Here is a 15,161-nt window from a genome sequence, read left to right as displayed (position 1 = left end):
TGAGGGGAAAACCCTGACACCCCGCACAAAAAACAGGAGTCACCGCACCATGAGCCGCGCCCCAGACACATGGATTCTGACCGCCGACTGCCCCAGCGTCCTCGGCACGGTGGACGCGGTGACGCGTTTTCTGTTCGAGCAGGGCTGTTATGTGACCGAGCACCACTCGTTCGATGACCGCCTCTCCGGGCGTTTCTTCATTCGCGTGGAATTCCGCCAGCCAGACGGTTTTGACGAGCAATCTTTCCGCGCAGGCCTTGCCGAGCGCGGGCAGGCGTTCGGCATGCTCTTCGAGCTGACCGCGCCGAACTACCGGCCGAAAGTGGTGATCATGGTCTCCAAGGCCGATCACTGCCTCAATGACTTGCTCTACCGCCAGCGCATCGGCCAGTTGTCGATGGACGTGGCGGCGGTGGTGTCCAACCATCCGGATCTGAAACCGCTGGCCGACTGGCACCAGATTCCCTACTACCATTTCCCTCTCGACCCCAATGACAAACCGGCGCAGGAGCGTCAGGTCTGGCAGGTGATCGAAGAGGCCGGTGCCGAACTGGTGATCCTCGCCCGCTACATGCAGGTGCTGTCGCCGGAGCTGTGCCGCAAGCTCGACGGCAAGGCGATCAACATTCATCACTCGCTGCTGCCGGGCTTCAAGGGCGCCAAGCCTTATCACCAGGCTTACAACAAGGGCGTGAAACTGGTTGGCGCAACGGCGCACTACATCAACAACGACCTCGATGAAGGGCCGATCATTGCCCAGGGCGTCGAGGCGGTGGACCACAGTCATTATCCCGAGGATCTGATCGCCAAGGGGCGCGATATCGAAGGCCTGACGCTGGCGCGGGCCGTTGGGTATCACATTGAGCGGAGGGTGTTTCTCAACGCCAATCGTACGGTCGTTCTTTAGATAGCTATCGCGAGCAGGCTCACTCCTACAAGGGGTACGCATTCCAATGTAGGAGTGAGCCTGCTCGCGATAGGGCCATAACAAACAACGCAAAACCAACAAGCAGTAACCCGAGCACTTAACGCGCTGCCTGCCTGGGCAGCGCAGTTCCATAAAAACAACAGTGAGGTGAAAGCATGTCTGGCAATCGTGGTGTGGTGTATCTCGGCGCTGGCAAGGTCGAAGTACAGAAAATCGACTACCCGAAAATGCAGGACCCGCGCGGTCGCAAGATCGAGCACGGGGTCATTCTCAAAGTGGTTTCCACCAACATCTGCGGCTCCGACCAGCACATGGTGCGCGGCCGGACCACGGCGCAGACCGGTCTGGTGCTGGGCCACGAGATCACCGGTGAGGTGATCGAAAAGGGCTCTGACGTCGAGAACCTGAAGATCGGCGATCTGGTCTCCGTTCCGTTCAACGTGGCTTGCGGGCGCTGCCGTTCCTGCAAAGAGCAACATACCGGCGTCTGCCTGACCGTCAACCCGGCCCGTGCCGGCGGCGCATACGGCTACGTCGACATGGGCGACTGGACCGGCGGCCAGGCTGAATACGTGCTGGTGCCGTACGCCGACTTCAATCTGCTGAAACTGCCGGACCGCGATAAGGCCATGGAGAAAATCCGTGACCTGACCTGCCTCTCCGACATCCTCCCGACCGGTTACCACGGCGCGGTCACTGCCGGCGTCGGCCCGGGCAGCAGCGTTTACATCGCCGGCGCCGGTCCGGTCGGTCTGGCCGCTGCGGCGTCTGCACGTTTGCTCGGTGCGGCGGTGGTGATCGTCGGCGACGTCAACACCATCCGCCTGGCCCACGCCAAGGCCCAGGGCTTTGAAGTCGTCGACCTGTCCAAGGACACCCCGCTGCACGAACAGATCGCCGCACTGCTGGGCGAACCTGAAGTCGACTGCGCAGTGGACTGCGTCGGTTTCGAAGCCCGCGGCCACGGCCACGATGGCGTCAAGGCCGAAGCCCCGGCTACGGTGCTCAACTCACTGATGGGCGTGGTGCGCGTTGCCGGCAAGATCGGCATCCCGGGCCTGTACGTCACCGAAGATCCGGGCGCCGTCGACGCTGCTGCGAAAATGGGCAGCCTGAGCATTCGCTTCGGCCTGGGCTGGGCCAAGTCGCACAGCTTCCACACCGGTCAGACCCCAGTGATGAAGTACAACCGCCAACTGATGCAGGCGATCATGTGGGATCGCATCAATATCGCCGAAGTGGTGGGCGTGCAAGTGATCAGCCTCGACCAGGCGCCGGAAGGTTATGGCGAGTTCGATGCGGGTGTGCCGAAGAAGTTTGTGATCGACCCGCACAAGTTGTTTAGTGCGGCGTAGGGTTTTTCCGAAACGTAAAACGGCGACCTCAGGGTCGCCGTTTTTTTATGGTCGCGCGTTTCACATTTTCTCGACGAGCCGTGGCTGAGAATGGACCTGCAGCCCGGAACATGCCACCGGATCCCCGGTCAAACCGGCAGTTTCGTCGCCGTTGTCCGGTGGCAGCTTTTCCCAAGAGGATGTCTGAATGAAGATTTCACGCGGTTTTGCTTTGGCATCGCTCCTGACCCTGGCCGCCGGGCCGGTGTTTGCCGGTTTCAGTCTGAACGACGTCGCTGGTGCGGTTTCGGGGATGCAGGGCGGTGACAAGGCGGCCGCTGCGGCGCCGACCTCGGAGACCGCCGGTTTGCTCAGCGCCCTCAGTGCGCTGGATGTCACGCCGGAGCAGGCCGTAGGCGGCACCAGCGCGATGCTCGGGCTGGCGAAGAATCAGTTGAGCAGCACCGACTATTCGCAACTGGCCAAGGAAGTGCCGGGCATCGACAAATTGTCCGGTGGCAGCGGCAATCTGGCGGCGCTCGGGGCGTTGCTCGGTTCGTCCGGCAAGTCCGCTGGCCTTGAGAATGCGCTGGGCAATGTCAAAGACAGCAACGACCTGAACAACGCGTTCAGCGCGCTGGGCATGGACAGCGGCATGATCGGCCAGTTTGCCCCGGTGCTCCTGCAATACCTCGGTCAGCAGGGCGTCGGCGGTTCGCTGTTGAGCAGCCTCGGCAACATCTGGGGCACCGGCACCGGCAGTTGAGTCAGCGGCGCTCGTTGCGCAACGCGACGATGCGCTGATCCTTCTCGGTCCAGAGCTGGTTGACCCAGTTCTGGACGCGCTGGCGGAACGCCGGATCTTTCTCGTAATCGCCCTGCCACAGCCCCGGGTCGAGTTCGCGGGTCTTGATGTCGATGATCACCCGCGGCACGTTGCCGCTGATCAGGTCCCAGAAGCCCGGAATCTTCTCCTGCGGATACACCACCGTCACGTCGAGCATCGCGTCGAGCTGTTCGCCCATCGCCGCCAGCACGAACGCCACACCGCCGGCCTTGGGTTTGAGCAGGTGGCTGAACGGTGAGTCCTGCTGGGTGCTTTTCGCCAGGGTGTAGCGGGTGCCTTCCAGATAATTCACCACCGTCACTGGCTGGCGCTTGAACAGCTCGCAAGCGGCTTTGGTGATTTCCAGATCCTTGCCCGCCAGTTCCGGGTTCTTCGCCAGAAAGGCCTTGGTGTAGCGCTTCATGAACGGGTAATCCAGCGCCCACCACGCCAGGCCAAGAAACGGCACCCAGATCAGCTCTTTCTTGAGGAAGAACTTGAAAAACGGCGTGCGCCGGTTGAGGGTCTGGATCAGCGCCGGAATGTCGACCCAGGATTGATGGTTGCTGACCACCAGATATGACGTGTCGCGGCGCAGATCGTCGCCGCCGCGAATGTCCCACTGGGTCGGGATGCACAGCCGGAAGATCAGCTTGTCGATCTCGGCCCAGGTCTCGGCAATCCACATCACCGCCCACGATGCGTAATCACGCCAGCGCCCGGGCGCGATCAGCTTGAGCAGGGCAAACACCATCAACGGCCCGATCAGAATCAGGGTGTTGAGCAACAACAGCAGGGTGACCAAACAGCCGGTGAGCAGGCGGCGCATAAGCAACTCTATGAAGTGGCAGGGGCGGGCCATGATAAGCAGCTTCGCGCGACAGGCCAAATCGGCGCTGACGAATGTTTCACTTTTAAAGCGTAGTCTTCAGCGCTGATGCGCAACCCTGTGGCGAGGGAGCTTGCTCCCGCTGGGCTGCGAAGCAGCCCCAGGCACATGCGCTTCGGTGTGCCAGTAGAGTCGCAAATCAGGCTTTACGACGACTGCGTCGCCGAGCGGGAGCAAGCTCCCTCGCCACAGAGGTTGGCGCTACTCCAACTTCCGCACATTTGCGCGGTCTAGAATCTGGCGCTGAGCCCACTCTTTCAGGAAGCCCCTTACGTGAAATCCCTCCTTGCTCTGTTTGCCCTCGTAGCGCTGCCGGTCATGGCCGCCGAGCCGACGCTGTACGGTCGCTACGAATACATCGCGCTGCCGGAAATCGGCGGCGAAGTGCTCAAGGCCAAGATGGACACCGGTGCGCTGACCGCCTCGCTGTCGGCCAAGGACATCGAGACCTTCACCCGCGATGGCGAAGACTGGGTGCGTTTCCGCCTCGCCACCAAGGACGCCAGCAACAAGGTTTTCGAACACAAGGTCGCGCGCATCAGCAAGATCAAAAGCCGTTCCGACGAGGACGATGACGAGCGCGACGCCAGCGATGTCGCCAAGCGCCCGGTGGTCGATCTGGAACTGTGCCTGGGCAACGTCAAGCGCACCGTGGAGGTCAACCTGACCGACCGCAGCCACTTCAACTACCCGCTGCTGATCGGCGCCAAGGCCTTGCGCGAGTTCGGCGCGGCGGTCAATCCGGCGCGGCGTTACACCGCCGACAAGCCTGACTGCTAAGTGGTCTGATTGACGTAACCCCGGGCTTGGGGCACCGTTCGCGCACCAACTGCCACGGGCTCGGACGCCATGCCGCACATCCTGATTGTCGAAGACGAAGCGGCGATTGCCGACACGCTGATTTTTGCCTTGCAGGGCGAGGGCTTCACTACCACGTGGCTGAGCCTCGGCGCGGCGGCGCTGGAGCATCAGCGGCAGACCCCGGCCGACCTGATCATTCTCGATATCGGCCTGCCGGACATCAGCGGCTTCGAAACCTGCAAGCAGCTGCGGCGCTTCACTGAAGTGCCGGTGCTGTTTCTCAGCGCCCGCGATGCCGAGATCGACCGTGTGGTCGGCCTCGAGATCGGCGCCGACGATTACGTCGTCAAACCGTTCAGCCCGCGTGAAGTGGCGGCGCGGGTCAAAGCCATCCTCAAGCGCATGGCGCCGCGCCCGACCCCGGAAGCAGGCGCAACGCTGTTTCGCATCGATCCCGAACGCGTGCAGATCAGCTATCGCGGCCAGCCGCTGAGCCTGACCCGCCATGAATTCCGTCTGCTGCAATGCCTGCTCGAACAACCCGAACGCGTGTTCAGCCGCGAGCAATTGCTCGATGCACTGGGCGTGGCTGCTGATGCCGGTTACGAGCGCAGCATCGACAGCCACATCAAAAGCGTTCGTGCCAAGTTGCGTCTGGTACGTGCCGAGGCTGAGCCGATCCAGACCCATCGCGGCCTCGGTTACAGCTACAGCCCGGTGCACAGCTGATGTCGTTGGGCCTGCGGATCTTTCTGGTGTACGTGCTGTTTGTCGGCCTGACCGGTTATTTCGTCCTTAACACCGTGATGGAAGAAATCCGCCCCGGCGTACGTCAGTCCACCGAAGAGACGCTGGTGGATACCGCCAACCTGATGGCGGAAATCCTCCGTGACGATTTCAAGGCCGGCACCCTCAGCGAGAACCGCTGGCCGCAATTGCTCCGCGCCTATGGCGAGCGGCAGCCGCAAGCGATGATCTGGGGCTTGCCGAAGAATCAGGTCAACCATCGCATCTACGTTACCGACGCCAAGGGCATCGTCGTGCTCGACTCCAGCGGCGTCGCCGTCGGCCAGGATTATTCGCGCTGGAACGACGTCTACCTGACCCTGCGCGGCGAGTACGGCGCGCGCTCCAGCCGTAGCGATCCTGACGACGCGAATTCCTCGGTGATGCACGTCGGCGCGCCGATCCGTGACAACGGCAAGATCATCGGCGTGGTTACCGTGGCCAAGCCCAACAGCTCGCTGCAGCCCTATGTCGATCGCACCGAGCGGCGCTTGTTGTTTTACGGCGCCGGGCTGATCGGCCTCGGTCTGCTGTTCGGTGCGTTGCTGTCGTGGTGGCTGAGTCGTGCGCTGCACCGGTTGACCGGTTATGCCCAGGCGGTGAGCGAAGGCCGACGCGTGGAAGTGCCGCACTATCGCGGCGGCGAACTGGAGCAATTGGCGATGGCGGTCGAGCAGATGCGCACGCAGCTCGAAGGCAAGGCCTACGTCGAGCGCTATGTGCACACCCTGACCCATGAATTGAAAAGTCCGCTGGCGGCGATTCGAGGTGCGGCGGAGTTGCTGCAAAGTGATATGCCGCCCGTCCAGCGTTTGCGTTTTGTCGCCAACATTGACAGCGAAAGCGCGCGGATGCAGCAGTTGATCGAGCGCCTGCTCAATCTGGCGCAGGTCGAACAGCGCCAAGGGCTGGAGGAACGGGTGGCAGTGCCGCTGGCGCTGTTGGTCGCAGAACTGCTCAAGGCGCAGGCGGCGCGAATCGAGGGCAGGCACCTGCGTATCGAGCAAACGATCGGCGAGGAACTGCTGCTGATTGGCGAGCCGTTTCTGCTGCGTCAGGCCTTGGGCAACCTGCTGGAAAACGCACTGGATTTCACCCCGGCGCAGGGCCTGTTGCGCTTGAGTGCCGAGCGGGTTGGCGAGCAGGTCGAGTTTCGCCTGTTCAACCAGACCACGGCGATTCCCGATTACGCCTTGCCGCGATTGACCGAGCGCTTCTACTCATTGCCGCGGCCGGACAGTGGGCGCAAGAGCACCGGGTTGGGGCTGAACTTCGTTGAGGAAGTAGTCAAGTTGCATGGCGGGGCGATGCGCATTGGCAATGTCGAAAATGGCGTTGAGGTAGCGTTGCGCCTGCCTTGAAGTGATCGATGTGGCGAGGGAGCTTGCTCCCGCTGGGCTGCGAAGCAGCCCCCAATCCATACACCTCGGTTTATTCCGGTGTATTACCGACACCGGTTGCGACGACTGCGTCGCCGAGCGGGAGCAAGCTCCCTCGCCACAGGGCATGTGTTTCCACACAATCTCCATATTCCCCACACATTCCCTCCACACCGCATCACCAGACTCCTCCCATCCAAACAGGGAGAGTCCCATGAACAAGAATCTGACCATCAAGCTCGGCGCGATTGCCCTGCTGATCCTGCTGTTGCTGATCCCGTTGCTGATGATCGACGGCATCATCGATGAGCGTCAGCAACTGCGCGACGGTGTGCTCGAAGACATCGCCCGCAGTTCCAGTTACAGCCAGCAACTGACCGGGCCGGTGATGGTGGTGCCCTATCGCAAGATTGTGCGCACCTGGAAGACCAACGAAAAAACCAACAAGCGCTACGAGGACATCAGCGAGGCGCGCGGGCGTCTGTACTTTCTGCCGGAGCGCTTCGAACTCGACGGCCAGGTGCAGACCGAGTTGCGCAAACGTGGGATTTACGAGGCGCGGCTGTTCCACGCCGACAACCGTATCGACGGGCATTTTTCCCTGCCGGCACAGTTGGGCATCAAGGAGAATTTTGCCGATTATCAATTCGACGCACCGTTTCTCGCCGTCGGTATCAGCGACATTCGCGGCATCGAAAACGCGCTGAAACTCGAGTTCGCTGGCCAGCAGCTGGATTTCGTGCCTGGCAGCGAAGTGGCCTGGATTGGTGAGGGCGTGCATGTGACCCTCCCGGCCCTCGACGCCAGTAAAGCCACGCAGCTGACATTCGGCTTCGACCTGCGCCTGCAAGGCACCGGTTCGCTGCGCGTGGTGCCGGTGGGCAAGACCAGCAGCGTCAGCCTCGCTGCCAATTGGCCGCACCCCAGCTTCGTCGGCAACTTCCTGCCGGCCAAGCGCGAGATCACCGATCAGGGGTTCAGCGCCGACTGGCAGACCTCGTTCTTCTCCACCAACCTGCAAGAGGCAATGGAGCGTTGTGTCGCTGGCGACTGTGACGCACTCAACGGACGCAGCTTCGGCGTCAGTTTCATCGATCCCGTGGATCAGTACCTCAAAAGCGATCGGGCGATCAAATACGCGCTGTTGTTCATCGTCCTGACCTTCGCCGGTTTCTTCCTCTTCGAAGTGCTCAAGAGCCTGGCGGTGCACCCGGTGCAATATGCCTTGGTCGGTGTCGCACTGGCGTTCTTTTACCTGCTGCTGTTGTCGCTGTCGGAACACATCGGTTTTGCTCTGGCGTATCTGTTGTCGGCCAGTGGTTGCGTGTTGTTGATCGGCTTCTATGTCAGCCACGTCCTGCGCAGTGCGCGGCATGGATTGAGTTTTTCGGCCGGGCTGGCGGCGTTGTATGGCCTGCTGTACGGCTTGCTCAGCGCCGAGGATTACGCGCTGCTGATGGGCTCGCTGATGCTGTTCGGTCTGCTCGGGGTGTTCATGGTGCTGACGCGCAAACTCGACTGGTACGGGATTGGCGCGAAGTCGGCCAAGCCGCTGGAGTTTGATGTGGAGGCGATGCGATGAGCGGGTTGGGCTTGCGCGAGGATCAGCTTTGGAGGGATGGATTGCTGATGCGGCTTATCGGGCTTTTGCCTGTGAAACCGAGGAGGGGCCATCGCGAGCAGGCTCACTCCTACAGGGGAATGCGGTCAATTGTAGGAGCGAGCCTGCTCGCGATGGGGGCCGAACAGGCGCCACCAATTCAGGACTTGGGCATCGTCGCCAGCATGGACGGCCGCTGACTCACTTCGAAATACCAGTTGGCCAGTAGCGGGTTGGCCGCGCGCCAGTCCATGTCCGGGAAGCGCAGGTCCAGATAGCCCAGTGCGCAGGCCACGCTGATCGCCGCAACATCGAAATGGCTGGTCAGCTCGGCAATCGCCTCGCTCTCCAGCACGGCGAGGGCACGGCGGATCTTGTCGCGCTGGGCGTCGAGCCATTCGTCCCAGTGTTTTTCCACCGGGCGCAGGACGGTTTCATAACGCACCATCACCGAGGCATCCATGATCCCGTCGGCCATCGACGCCAGGGTCAACCGCCGCCAGCGCGCCGCGCCTTCGCGGGGGATCAGCGGATTGCCGACATGCTGCTGGTCGAGGTACTCAAGGATGACGCGGCTGTCATGGATGACATTGCCGTCGGCCAGGCGCAGGGCGGGGATTTTGCTCAAAGGGTTGTCGGCGATCAGCGCCGTGTTCGGGCTGACCGGGCTGAGCACACAGTCCTGCAGCGCGACACGATCCTGTTGACCGGTTTCGTGCAGCAGCACCATGACCTTGCGGACGAAGGGCGACAGGATGTTGTGGTACAGGGTCATGCTGGGGGCGGACATGGATGAACCTCGGTGGTCGGCGAAGAGCAGGAGATTAGCCGTAGGAGCTGCGGAACGCTGCGATCTTTTGATCTTGATTCTGCTTTTGAAAGCAAAAGATCGCAGCGTTCCGCAGCTCCTACAAGGATTTCAGCTTCGCGGCAGAAAGCCTCTTATGGCCAGAAATGCGGGCACACCAAGGCCGACCCAGCTCAACGCATCCCAGATCCCGTCCCCCAGCAATGCCGCAAACAGCCCTGCCGCACTGAGCAGGGCGATGACGATCGGTGTGCTGAAGACTTTCCAGAAACTCGACTGACGCGGCTTCATGCCGAGGCCTCCGCCGTTTCCAGCACAGGCTTGCTCGCCTTGCGCCGCACCACCCACAGATACACACCACTGGCCAGAACGATGATCGTCAGCACATCCAGCGTCGCCCAGAGAATCTTCATCGGCATGCCGCCGTAGTCACCAAAATGCAGTGGCTGCGACATGCCCATGGCGTCCATGTACCACGGCCGTTCGGCCACGGCGGTGACCTGCAAGGTCGTGGCATCGATCAGCACCGGTGTCAGCAGGTGCGAAGTCAGGTGCGTGCCGCCCTTCATGAACACCGAGTAATGATGCTCGCTGGAAAAGCGTGTGCCGGGGAAGGCGATGAAATCCGGCTTCATCCCCGGGGCGACTTGCTCGGCGATGTCGAGCAAGCGCGTGGCCGGGGCCAGTTGCGTCAGCGGCGGTGCGTCGCGATACGGTGCGATCAGGGTGGTCAGTGCGTCGTTGCGCCACGCGGCAATGAGCAGGTCGGCGCAGGCGCTGATCACTCCCGTCACGCCCACCACCAGGCACCAGGTCAGGGTCACGACGCCAATCATATTGTGCAGATCGAGCCAGCGCAGCCTGGTCGACTTGTCCTGGCGCACGGTGCCGAATTTCAAGCGGCGCATGAACGGCAGGTACAGCACCGTGCCGGAGACGATGGCCACGACGAACAGCAGCCCCATGAACGCCAGCAGCAGCTTGCCCGGCAGCCCGGCAAACATGTCGACGTGCAGGCGCAGGATGAACAGCATCAAACCACCGTTGGCCGACGGGGTTTCCAGCGCTTCGCCTGTGCGCGCATCGAGCATGAAGGTGTGCGAAGCGTTCGGCTCGGTGTCGGCAGTTTTCGCCATGATCGCGAACGCCGCATTCGGGTCCTCGTCGTCATAGCCGAAGTACTGCATGACTTCGCCCGGGCGATGTTTCTGCGCGGCGTCGACCAGTTGCTGCAGGTTGAGTTGCGGCGTGTCGGCCGGCATCTCGCGCAGCTGCGGGGCGTTGCCCAGCAGATGATCGATCTCGTGGCTGAAAATCAGCGGCAGACCGGTCAGTGCCAGCATCAGCAGAAACATCGTGCAGATCAGGCTGGTCCAGGTGTGGATGAACGACCAGCGGCGGATGGTTTTACTTTTCATTGCATGACCTTCAAAAACACCAAAGCCGCCCGGTGCGGACGGCCTGGTAACAGGGCCTGTTTCAGCTCACCGGCTTACCACTTGTAAGTGGCGCTGGCGACGACGCTGCGCTGGTCGCCGTAGTAGCAGTAGAAGCTGTCGCAGGTGGAAATGTAGTCCTTGTCGAACAGGTTGGTCGCGTTCACTGCCAGCGACGCACCTTTAAGGCTGTTGTCCAGACGGCCCAGATCATAATGCACGCTGGCGTCGAACACGGTATAGGCATCGGCCTTGCCCAGCCAGGTGTTGGCCTTGTCGCCGTAGGTGTTGCCGGTGTAACGCACGCCGGCGCCAACGCCGAAACCGTCAAGCACGCCGCTGTGCCAGGTGTAGTCGGTCCACAGCGAGGCTTGCTGGTTGGGCATCAGTTGCAGGCGGTTGCCCTTGTCGACGCCTTTCTGCACTTCGGACTTGGCCAGGGTGTAGGCGGCGATGACCTTGAGGTTATCGGTCACATCGGACACGGCTTCGAGTTCCAGACCTTTGACCTTCACTTCACCCGTTTGACTGGTCACCGAGACGTTGTTGACGAAGGTGCTCACCGCGACATTCTTCTGGGTCAGGTCATACACGGCGGCGGTCAGCAGGGTCTTGCTGCCCGGCGGCTGGTATTTGATGCCCAGTTCCCACTGCTTGCCTTCGGTCGGCTTGAGCGAGCCGGTTGAGGTGACATCGGCGCCAGTGGTCGGCTGGAATGACTCGGCGTAGGACAGGTACGGCACGAAGCCGTTGTCGAAGACGTAGCTGAGCGCCGCGTTGCCGCTGAATTTTTTGTCGCGCTGGGTATTGGTCGCATCGCTCTGGTTGATGAACTTGGTGCTGGTGTGCACCCAGTCTTCACGACCGCCAAGAGTCAGACGCCACTGATCGAGGGCCATCTGGTCCTGCACGTAGAGGCCGGTCTGATAGGTCTTCTGGTTGTAGTCGTAAAACGCAGTGGAGCGCGCCGGACGTACGATCGGCTGGCCGTAGATTGGCGTAATCACGTTGGTCGGCAGGCCATCACCGAAAATCGAGGTGTAGTTGGTGTTGTTGCGCTGGTGATCCAGACCCAGCAGCAAGGTGTGGCGGATATCGCCGGTGGCGAAGTCGGCCTGGAAGTTGTTGTCCACGGCAAACTGGCTGATGTCTTCATCGACGCTGGTGCTGGTGCGGCCGACGTTGCCCTGTTCATCCACGATGGTGAACGGGTAGGAGCCGGGCGTCAGCGACTGGAACGACAGGTCCGACTTGGTATAGCGCAGGTTCTGCTTGAACTGCCAGACATCGTTCAGCCGATGTTCGAAGGCGTACCCCAGCGCATAGTAGGTGCGGTCGTAGTATTCCCAATCCGGATCGCCGAGATTCTTGTGATGGGAAATGTCGCCGAACGGCGAATTGATCTTCGTGCCCTGGATCGGCAGAAACTGGCTGGTGATGCCCGTGTCGTCACGGGTGAACTGGCTCAGCAGGGTGAATCGGGTGTCGTCGTCGATGTTCCAGGTCAGGCTCGGCGCAATGTTGTAGCGCTTGTTGTCGACGTGGTCGACCTGCGTGCCGCTGTCGCGCACCACGCCGCTGAGGCCATAGAGAAACTGCCCGGCGTCATCGATCTTGCCGGTGCTGGCGAAGTTGATCTGGCGGTGGTTGTCGCTGCCGTACTGCAGCTGGATTTCGTTGCTGGCCTCGGCACTCGGGCGGCGGCTGACCATGTCGAGCAAACCGCCCGGCGGGGTCTGGCCGTACACCGACGAGGCCGGGCCACGAAGCAGGGCGAGGCGGTCGAGGTTCCAGGTTTCCTGTTTCGGGTTGGCGTACACGCCTTTTGGCAGCGGCAGGCCATCGAGGAACTGGGTCGGCTCGAAACCGCGTACGCGCAGCCAGTCGGCGCGGGTGTCGCTGCCGTAGCTGCTGGCGGTGATGCCCGGCATGTAGCGCACCGCGTCATCGAGGCTGTGCACGCTGCGATCGTCCATCTGCTGACGGGTCGCCACCGAGATCGAACGCGGTGCTTCGACCAGTGCGGTGTCGGTCTTGGTGCCGGCGGCGGTGCGGGTCGCGGTGTAGCCTTCGACCGGACCCCAGGCACTTTCCAGATTTTCCACGCCGATGACCGAGGTTTCCGGCAGGGCCAGCGTGCCCTCAGGCACCGCCACCAGGGTGTAGGTGCCGGCGCTGCTTTGCTCCAGTTGCAGACCGCTGCCGCGCAGAGCCGCGCGCAGGGCGCCGGCGGCGTCGTACTGGCCGTTGACCGGCGCCGAGGTCTTGCCTGCTGCCAGTGCCGGATCGAGCGACAGGGCGAGGCCGCCCTGGCTGGCGATCTGGTTCAGCGTGGTCGACAGCGGCGCCGCCGGCAGGTTGTAGGCGCGCACGCTGGACGTTTGCTCAGCGGCGAGCAACGCAGTGCTGATCAGCGGCGTGCCGAAAGCGATGGCAAAAGCCAGCAGACTGGGGCGCAACAAGGTGTCTGGCGAACGGGACATACGGCGGCTCCTGAATGGAAATATTTCTCAATTGCCTGTGTGCCGGATGAAAATCGAAAAGTGATAGGGCGGGATGAAAATTCTTTTTTTGCTGGAAATGGTGTTGGGGCTGATGCCGTCATCGCGAGCAGGCTCACTCCTACAAGGGAACGCATTCCAATTGTAGGAGTGAGCCTGCTCGCGATAGCCCTTTCACAGACGGCGAATTTTTAAGGTTTAACCTCAGCCTTCGCCACGGTGACCCAATACGGCGTATGCCGCTCGATCTGCACCGGCAGGGTCGGCAGCAATGCGCTCAGCGCCTTGTCGGTGTCGTGCAACGGAAAGCTGCCGGTAATGCGCAGATCGGCCACCTCCGGCGTCACGCCGAGATGCCCGCGGCGGTAGCGCCCCAGCTCATGCACCAGATCGCCCAGTCGCGCGTTGTCGACCACCAGCATGCCGCGCGTCCAGGCATCGGCGCCGGGGGCGAGGGCGGCAATCGAGCTAAGCCCGTCACTGCGCAGCAGCACCTGCTGGCCCTCGCGCAGAATCTGTTCTTGCGGGTTCGCCTGGGCATGGGCCGCGACCGCCGACTGCAATACGCTCAGGCGCGTGCCGTCATCCTCGCGCTTGACCAGAAACCGCGTGCCCAGCGCGCGCATGCTGCCTTCGCGGGTTTCGACGATAAAGGGCCGCGCATCGCCATGCCCGGTTTCGACGAGGATTTCGCCTTCCTGCAGCACGATCAAACGGCGCTGGTCATCGAAGCGTACGTCGACCGCGCTGTGAGTATTGAGGTTGAGCAGGGTGCCGTCGGACAGGCGCACGGTGCGCTGTTCGCCGGTGGCGGTGCGCTGATCGGCGAGCCAGTAATCAAGCGGCAGATAGCGCTCACTCACGAACAGGCCCAGACCGATCACCGCCACGACACTGGCCAGCCCGCTGCCGAGTTTGCGCACGCGCCGGCGAATGCCTTCGCGCGATTGCAGCAACGCACTGCGCGCCGGGCCCTTGGCGACGCTGAAACGCTGATCGAGCATGCCCAACTGGCGCCAGGCGCGGGCGTGTTCTTCATGGGCCGCGTGCCATTTGGCGAACTCCTCGCGTTCCAGCGCGGTGCTCGAGTCGAGGGTCAATTGCCAGGCAATCGCCGCGTCCAGCACATGGGCCGGCACCGGGCGCGAACTGGCCGCGGTCATGTCGGCTCACCGTAAAGCGCGATGTAACACTGGCGCAGGCCTTGGGCCAGATACTGCCGCACGCGCGGCACCGAGACGCCGAGTTTGCCTGCGATCTCGGCGTGGCTGAGGCCGTCGAGGCGGTTATACAGAAACGCTGCGCGAGCCTTGGTCGACAGCTTGCCGAGCAGGCGATCGATGGCCTTGAGGTCGTCGAGGATCATTTGCTGTTCTTCCACCGATGGCTGTTCGCCCTCGGGGATCAGCATCAGTTCGGTGAGATAGGCCTGTTCCAGTGCGGCGCGGCGGAAGTAGTCGAACAACAGGCCTTTGGCGATCGCCACCAGAAACGCTCGCGGCTCGCGCGGCGTCAGCAATTCGCCGCGGTTGAGCAGGCGTACAAAAGTGTCCTGACTCAAGTCTTCGGCGCGCTGCGGACACGCCACATTGCGCCGCAACCACGCCAGCAGCCAACCGCGATGGTCGCGATACATCGCACCGACGAGCTCACTGTGGGGGTTGGGCACTGACGACACCGGACATCACCGATTGGGAAATGTTAACTAACGAGAATAGTTCGCGATTCTGGCAGAGGTGGGAATGGTTAGCAATTGGCCACTGGTCAGGTGGTGAATCAAGGGCAGACCCTCACCCTAGCCCTCTCCCGGAGGGAGAGGGGACTGATTGGGGGATATTCTGGAGGTACACCGGCCTGAGCGATCTTCAGTGAA

14 protein-coding genes are annotated in these 15,161 nt (G+C 62.1%); 7 read left to right on the top strand and 7 right to left on the bottom strand.

Going from position 1 to position 15,161, the window contains the following annotated elements; genetic code table 11:
* The first annotated feature begins 49 nt into the window (after positions 1–49).
* The 3 genes from purU to LIS66_RS24685 all read left to right on the top strand — a co-directional run bounded on the left by purU (position 50) and on the right by LIS66_RS24685 (position 3,028).
* On the top strand, positions 50–907 hold the full coding sequence (purU, locus tag LIS66_RS24695) for a formyltetrahydrofolate deformylase (RefSeq protein WP_039757644.1): 858 nt from the start codon (positions 50–52) through the stop codon (positions 905–907).
* A gap of 176 nt (positions 908–1,083) precedes the next feature.
* Positions 1,084–2,283 (top strand): formaldehyde dehydrogenase, glutathione-independent, encoded by a 1,200-nt coding sequence (gene fdhA / locus LIS66_RS24690; protein ID WP_016772834.1) that lies wholly within the window; start codon positions 1,084–1,086, stop codon positions 2,281–2,283.
* A gap of 187 nt (positions 2,284–2,470) precedes the next feature.
* A complete protein-coding gene (locus tag LIS66_RS24685) occupies positions 2,471–3,028 on the top strand; it encodes a DUF2780 domain-containing protein (RefSeq protein WP_090286962.1) in 558 nt (185 codons plus the stop codon).
* Between the two features lies 1 nt (position 3,029).
* Here the strand turns inward: LIS66_RS24685 and LIS66_RS24680 are convergent, their stop codons facing one another.
* Positions 3,030–3,917, bottom strand: a complete 888-nt coding sequence (locus tag LIS66_RS24680) for an acyltransferase (RefSeq protein ID WP_064365309.1) — start codon at positions 3,915–3,917, stop codon at positions 3,030–3,032.
* Positions 3,918–4,250: 333 nt separating this feature from the next.
* On the opposite strand from LIS66_RS24680, the gene LIS66_RS24675 reads away from it, so the two are divergent.
* The 4 genes from LIS66_RS24675 (at position 4,251) to creD (ending at position 8,525) form a co-directional block, all read left to right on the top strand.
* Positions 4,251–4,757, top strand: coding sequence for an ATP-dependent zinc protease (locus tag LIS66_RS24675; RefSeq protein WP_065616526.1), 507 nt, complete (start codon positions 4,251–4,253; stop codon positions 4,755–4,757).
* 69 nt (positions 4,758–4,826) lie between these two features.
* The gene (gene creB, locus LIS66_RS24670; RefSeq protein ID WP_064365307.1) at positions 4,827–5,507 is read left to right on the top strand and encodes a two-component system response regulator CreB; all 681 of its coding nucleotides are present in this window, start codon (positions 4,827–4,829) and stop codon (positions 5,505–5,507) included.
* Positions 5,507–6,925, top strand: coding sequence for a two-component system sensor histidine kinase CreC (gene creC / locus LIS66_RS24665; RefSeq protein ID WP_227973212.1), 1,419 nt, complete (start codon positions 5,507–5,509; stop codon positions 6,923–6,925). Before creB ends, creC begins: the two co-directional genes overlap by 1 nt.
* Before the next feature lie 232 nt (positions 6,926–7,157).
* Complete coding sequence (creD, locus tag LIS66_RS24660; protein ID WP_227973211.1) at positions 7,158–8,525, top strand: cell envelope integrity protein CreD; 1,368 nt, start codon at positions 7,158–7,160, stop codon at positions 8,523–8,525.
* 178 nt (positions 8,526–8,703) lie between these two features.
* Here creD and LIS66_RS24655 read toward each other — a convergent pair whose 3' ends face one another.
* The 6 genes from LIS66_RS24655 to LIS66_RS24630 all read right to left on the bottom strand — a co-directional run bounded on the left by LIS66_RS24655 (position 8,704) and on the right by LIS66_RS24630 (position 14,924).
* The gene (locus tag LIS66_RS24655) at positions 8,704–9,333 is read right to left on the bottom strand and encodes a glutathione S-transferase (protein ID WP_227973210.1); all 630 of its coding nucleotides are present in this window, start codon (positions 9,331–9,333) and stop codon (positions 8,704–8,706) included.
* A gap of 129 nt (positions 9,334–9,462) precedes the next feature.
* A complete protein-coding gene (locus LIS66_RS24650; protein ID WP_016772844.1) occupies positions 9,463–9,642 on the bottom strand; it encodes a hypothetical protein in 180 nt (59 codons plus the stop codon).
* Positions 9,639–10,769: a PepSY-associated TM helix domain-containing protein gene (locus LIS66_RS24645; protein WP_227973209.1), complete on the bottom strand. Its 1,131-nt coding sequence runs from the start codon at positions 10,767–10,769 to the stop codon at positions 9,639–9,641. Before LIS66_RS24645 ends, LIS66_RS24650 begins: the two co-directional genes overlap by 4 nt.
* Before the next feature lie 74 nt (positions 10,770–10,843).
* Positions 10,844–13,270, bottom strand: coding sequence for a TonB-dependent siderophore receptor (locus LIS66_RS24640; protein WP_227973208.1), 2,427 nt, complete (start codon positions 13,268–13,270; stop codon positions 10,844–10,846).
* A 209-nt stretch (positions 13,271–13,479) separates the two neighbouring features.
* Positions 13,480–14,451, bottom strand: coding sequence for a FecR domain-containing protein (locus LIS66_RS24635; protein ID WP_227973207.1), 972 nt, complete (start codon positions 14,449–14,451; stop codon positions 13,480–13,482).
* Entirely contained in the window at positions 14,448–14,924 is a 477-nt protein-coding gene (locus tag LIS66_RS24630; protein ID WP_231982541.1) for an RNA polymerase sigma factor, read from the bottom strand. Before LIS66_RS24630 ends, LIS66_RS24635 begins: the two co-directional genes overlap by 4 nt.
* Positions 14,925–15,161: the final 237 nt, after the last annotated feature.

This window comes from Pseudomonas sp. HN2 (assembly GCF_020736465.1).
Taxonomy (GTDB): Bacteria; Pseudomonadota; Gammaproteobacteria; order Pseudomonadales; family Pseudomonadaceae; genus Aquipseudomonas; species Aquipseudomonas moraviensis_A.
The sequence above is the reverse complement of the archived record's forward strand: the minus strand, read 5'-3'. Positions and strand labels throughout refer to the sequence as shown.

What these genes read in the sequence shown, in the direction of transcription:
- purU (WP_039757644.1), top strand. Translation starts at nt 50, where the DNA reads ATGAGCCGCGCCCCAGACACATGGATTCTGACCGCCGACTGCCCCAGC.
- fdhA (WP_016772834.1), top strand. Translation starts at nt 1,084, where the DNA reads ATGTCTGGCAATCGTGGTGTGGTGTATCTCGGCGCTGGCAAGGTCGAA.
- LIS66_RS24685 (WP_090286962.1), top strand. Translation starts at nt 2,471, where the DNA reads ATGAAGATTTCACGCGGTTTTGCTTTGGCATCGCTCCTGACCCTGGCC.
- LIS66_RS24680 (WP_064365309.1), bottom strand. Translation starts at nt 3,917, where the DNA reads ATGCGCCGCCTGCTCACCGGCTGTTTGGTCACCCTGCTGTTGTTGCTC.
- creB (WP_064365307.1), top strand. Translation starts at nt 4,827, where the DNA reads ATGCCGCACATCCTGATTGTCGAAGACGAAGCGGCGATTGCCGACACG.
- creC (WP_227973212.1), top strand. Translation starts at nt 5,507, where the DNA reads ATGTCGTTGGGCCTGCGGATCTTTCTGGTGTACGTGCTGTTTGTCGGC.
- creD (WP_227973211.1), top strand. Translation starts at nt 7,158, where the DNA reads ATGAACAAGAATCTGACCATCAAGCTCGGCGCGATTGCCCTGCTGATC.
- LIS66_RS24655 (WP_227973210.1), bottom strand. Translation starts at nt 9,333, where the DNA reads ATGTCCGCCCCCAGCATGACCCTGTACCACAACATCCTGTCGCCCTTC.
- LIS66_RS24650 (WP_016772844.1), bottom strand. Translation starts at nt 9,642, where the DNA reads ATGAAGCCGCGTCAGTCGAGTTTCTGGAAAGTCTTCAGCACACCGATC.
- LIS66_RS24645 (WP_227973209.1), bottom strand. Translation starts at nt 10,769, where the DNA reads ATGAAAAGTAAAACCATCCGCCGCTGGTCGTTCATCCACACCTGGACC.
- LIS66_RS24640 (WP_227973208.1), bottom strand. Translation starts at nt 13,270, where the DNA reads ATGTCCCGTTCGCCAGACACCTTGTTGCGCCCCAGTCTGCTGGCTTTT.
- LIS66_RS24635 (WP_227973207.1), bottom strand. Translation starts at nt 14,451, where the DNA reads ATGACCGCGGCCAGTTCGCGCCCGGTGCCGGCCCATGTGCTGGACGCG.
- LIS66_RS24630 (WP_231982541.1), bottom strand. Translation starts at nt 14,924, where the DNA reads ATGTATCGCGACCATCGCGGTTGGCTGCTGGCGTGGTTGCGGCGCAAT.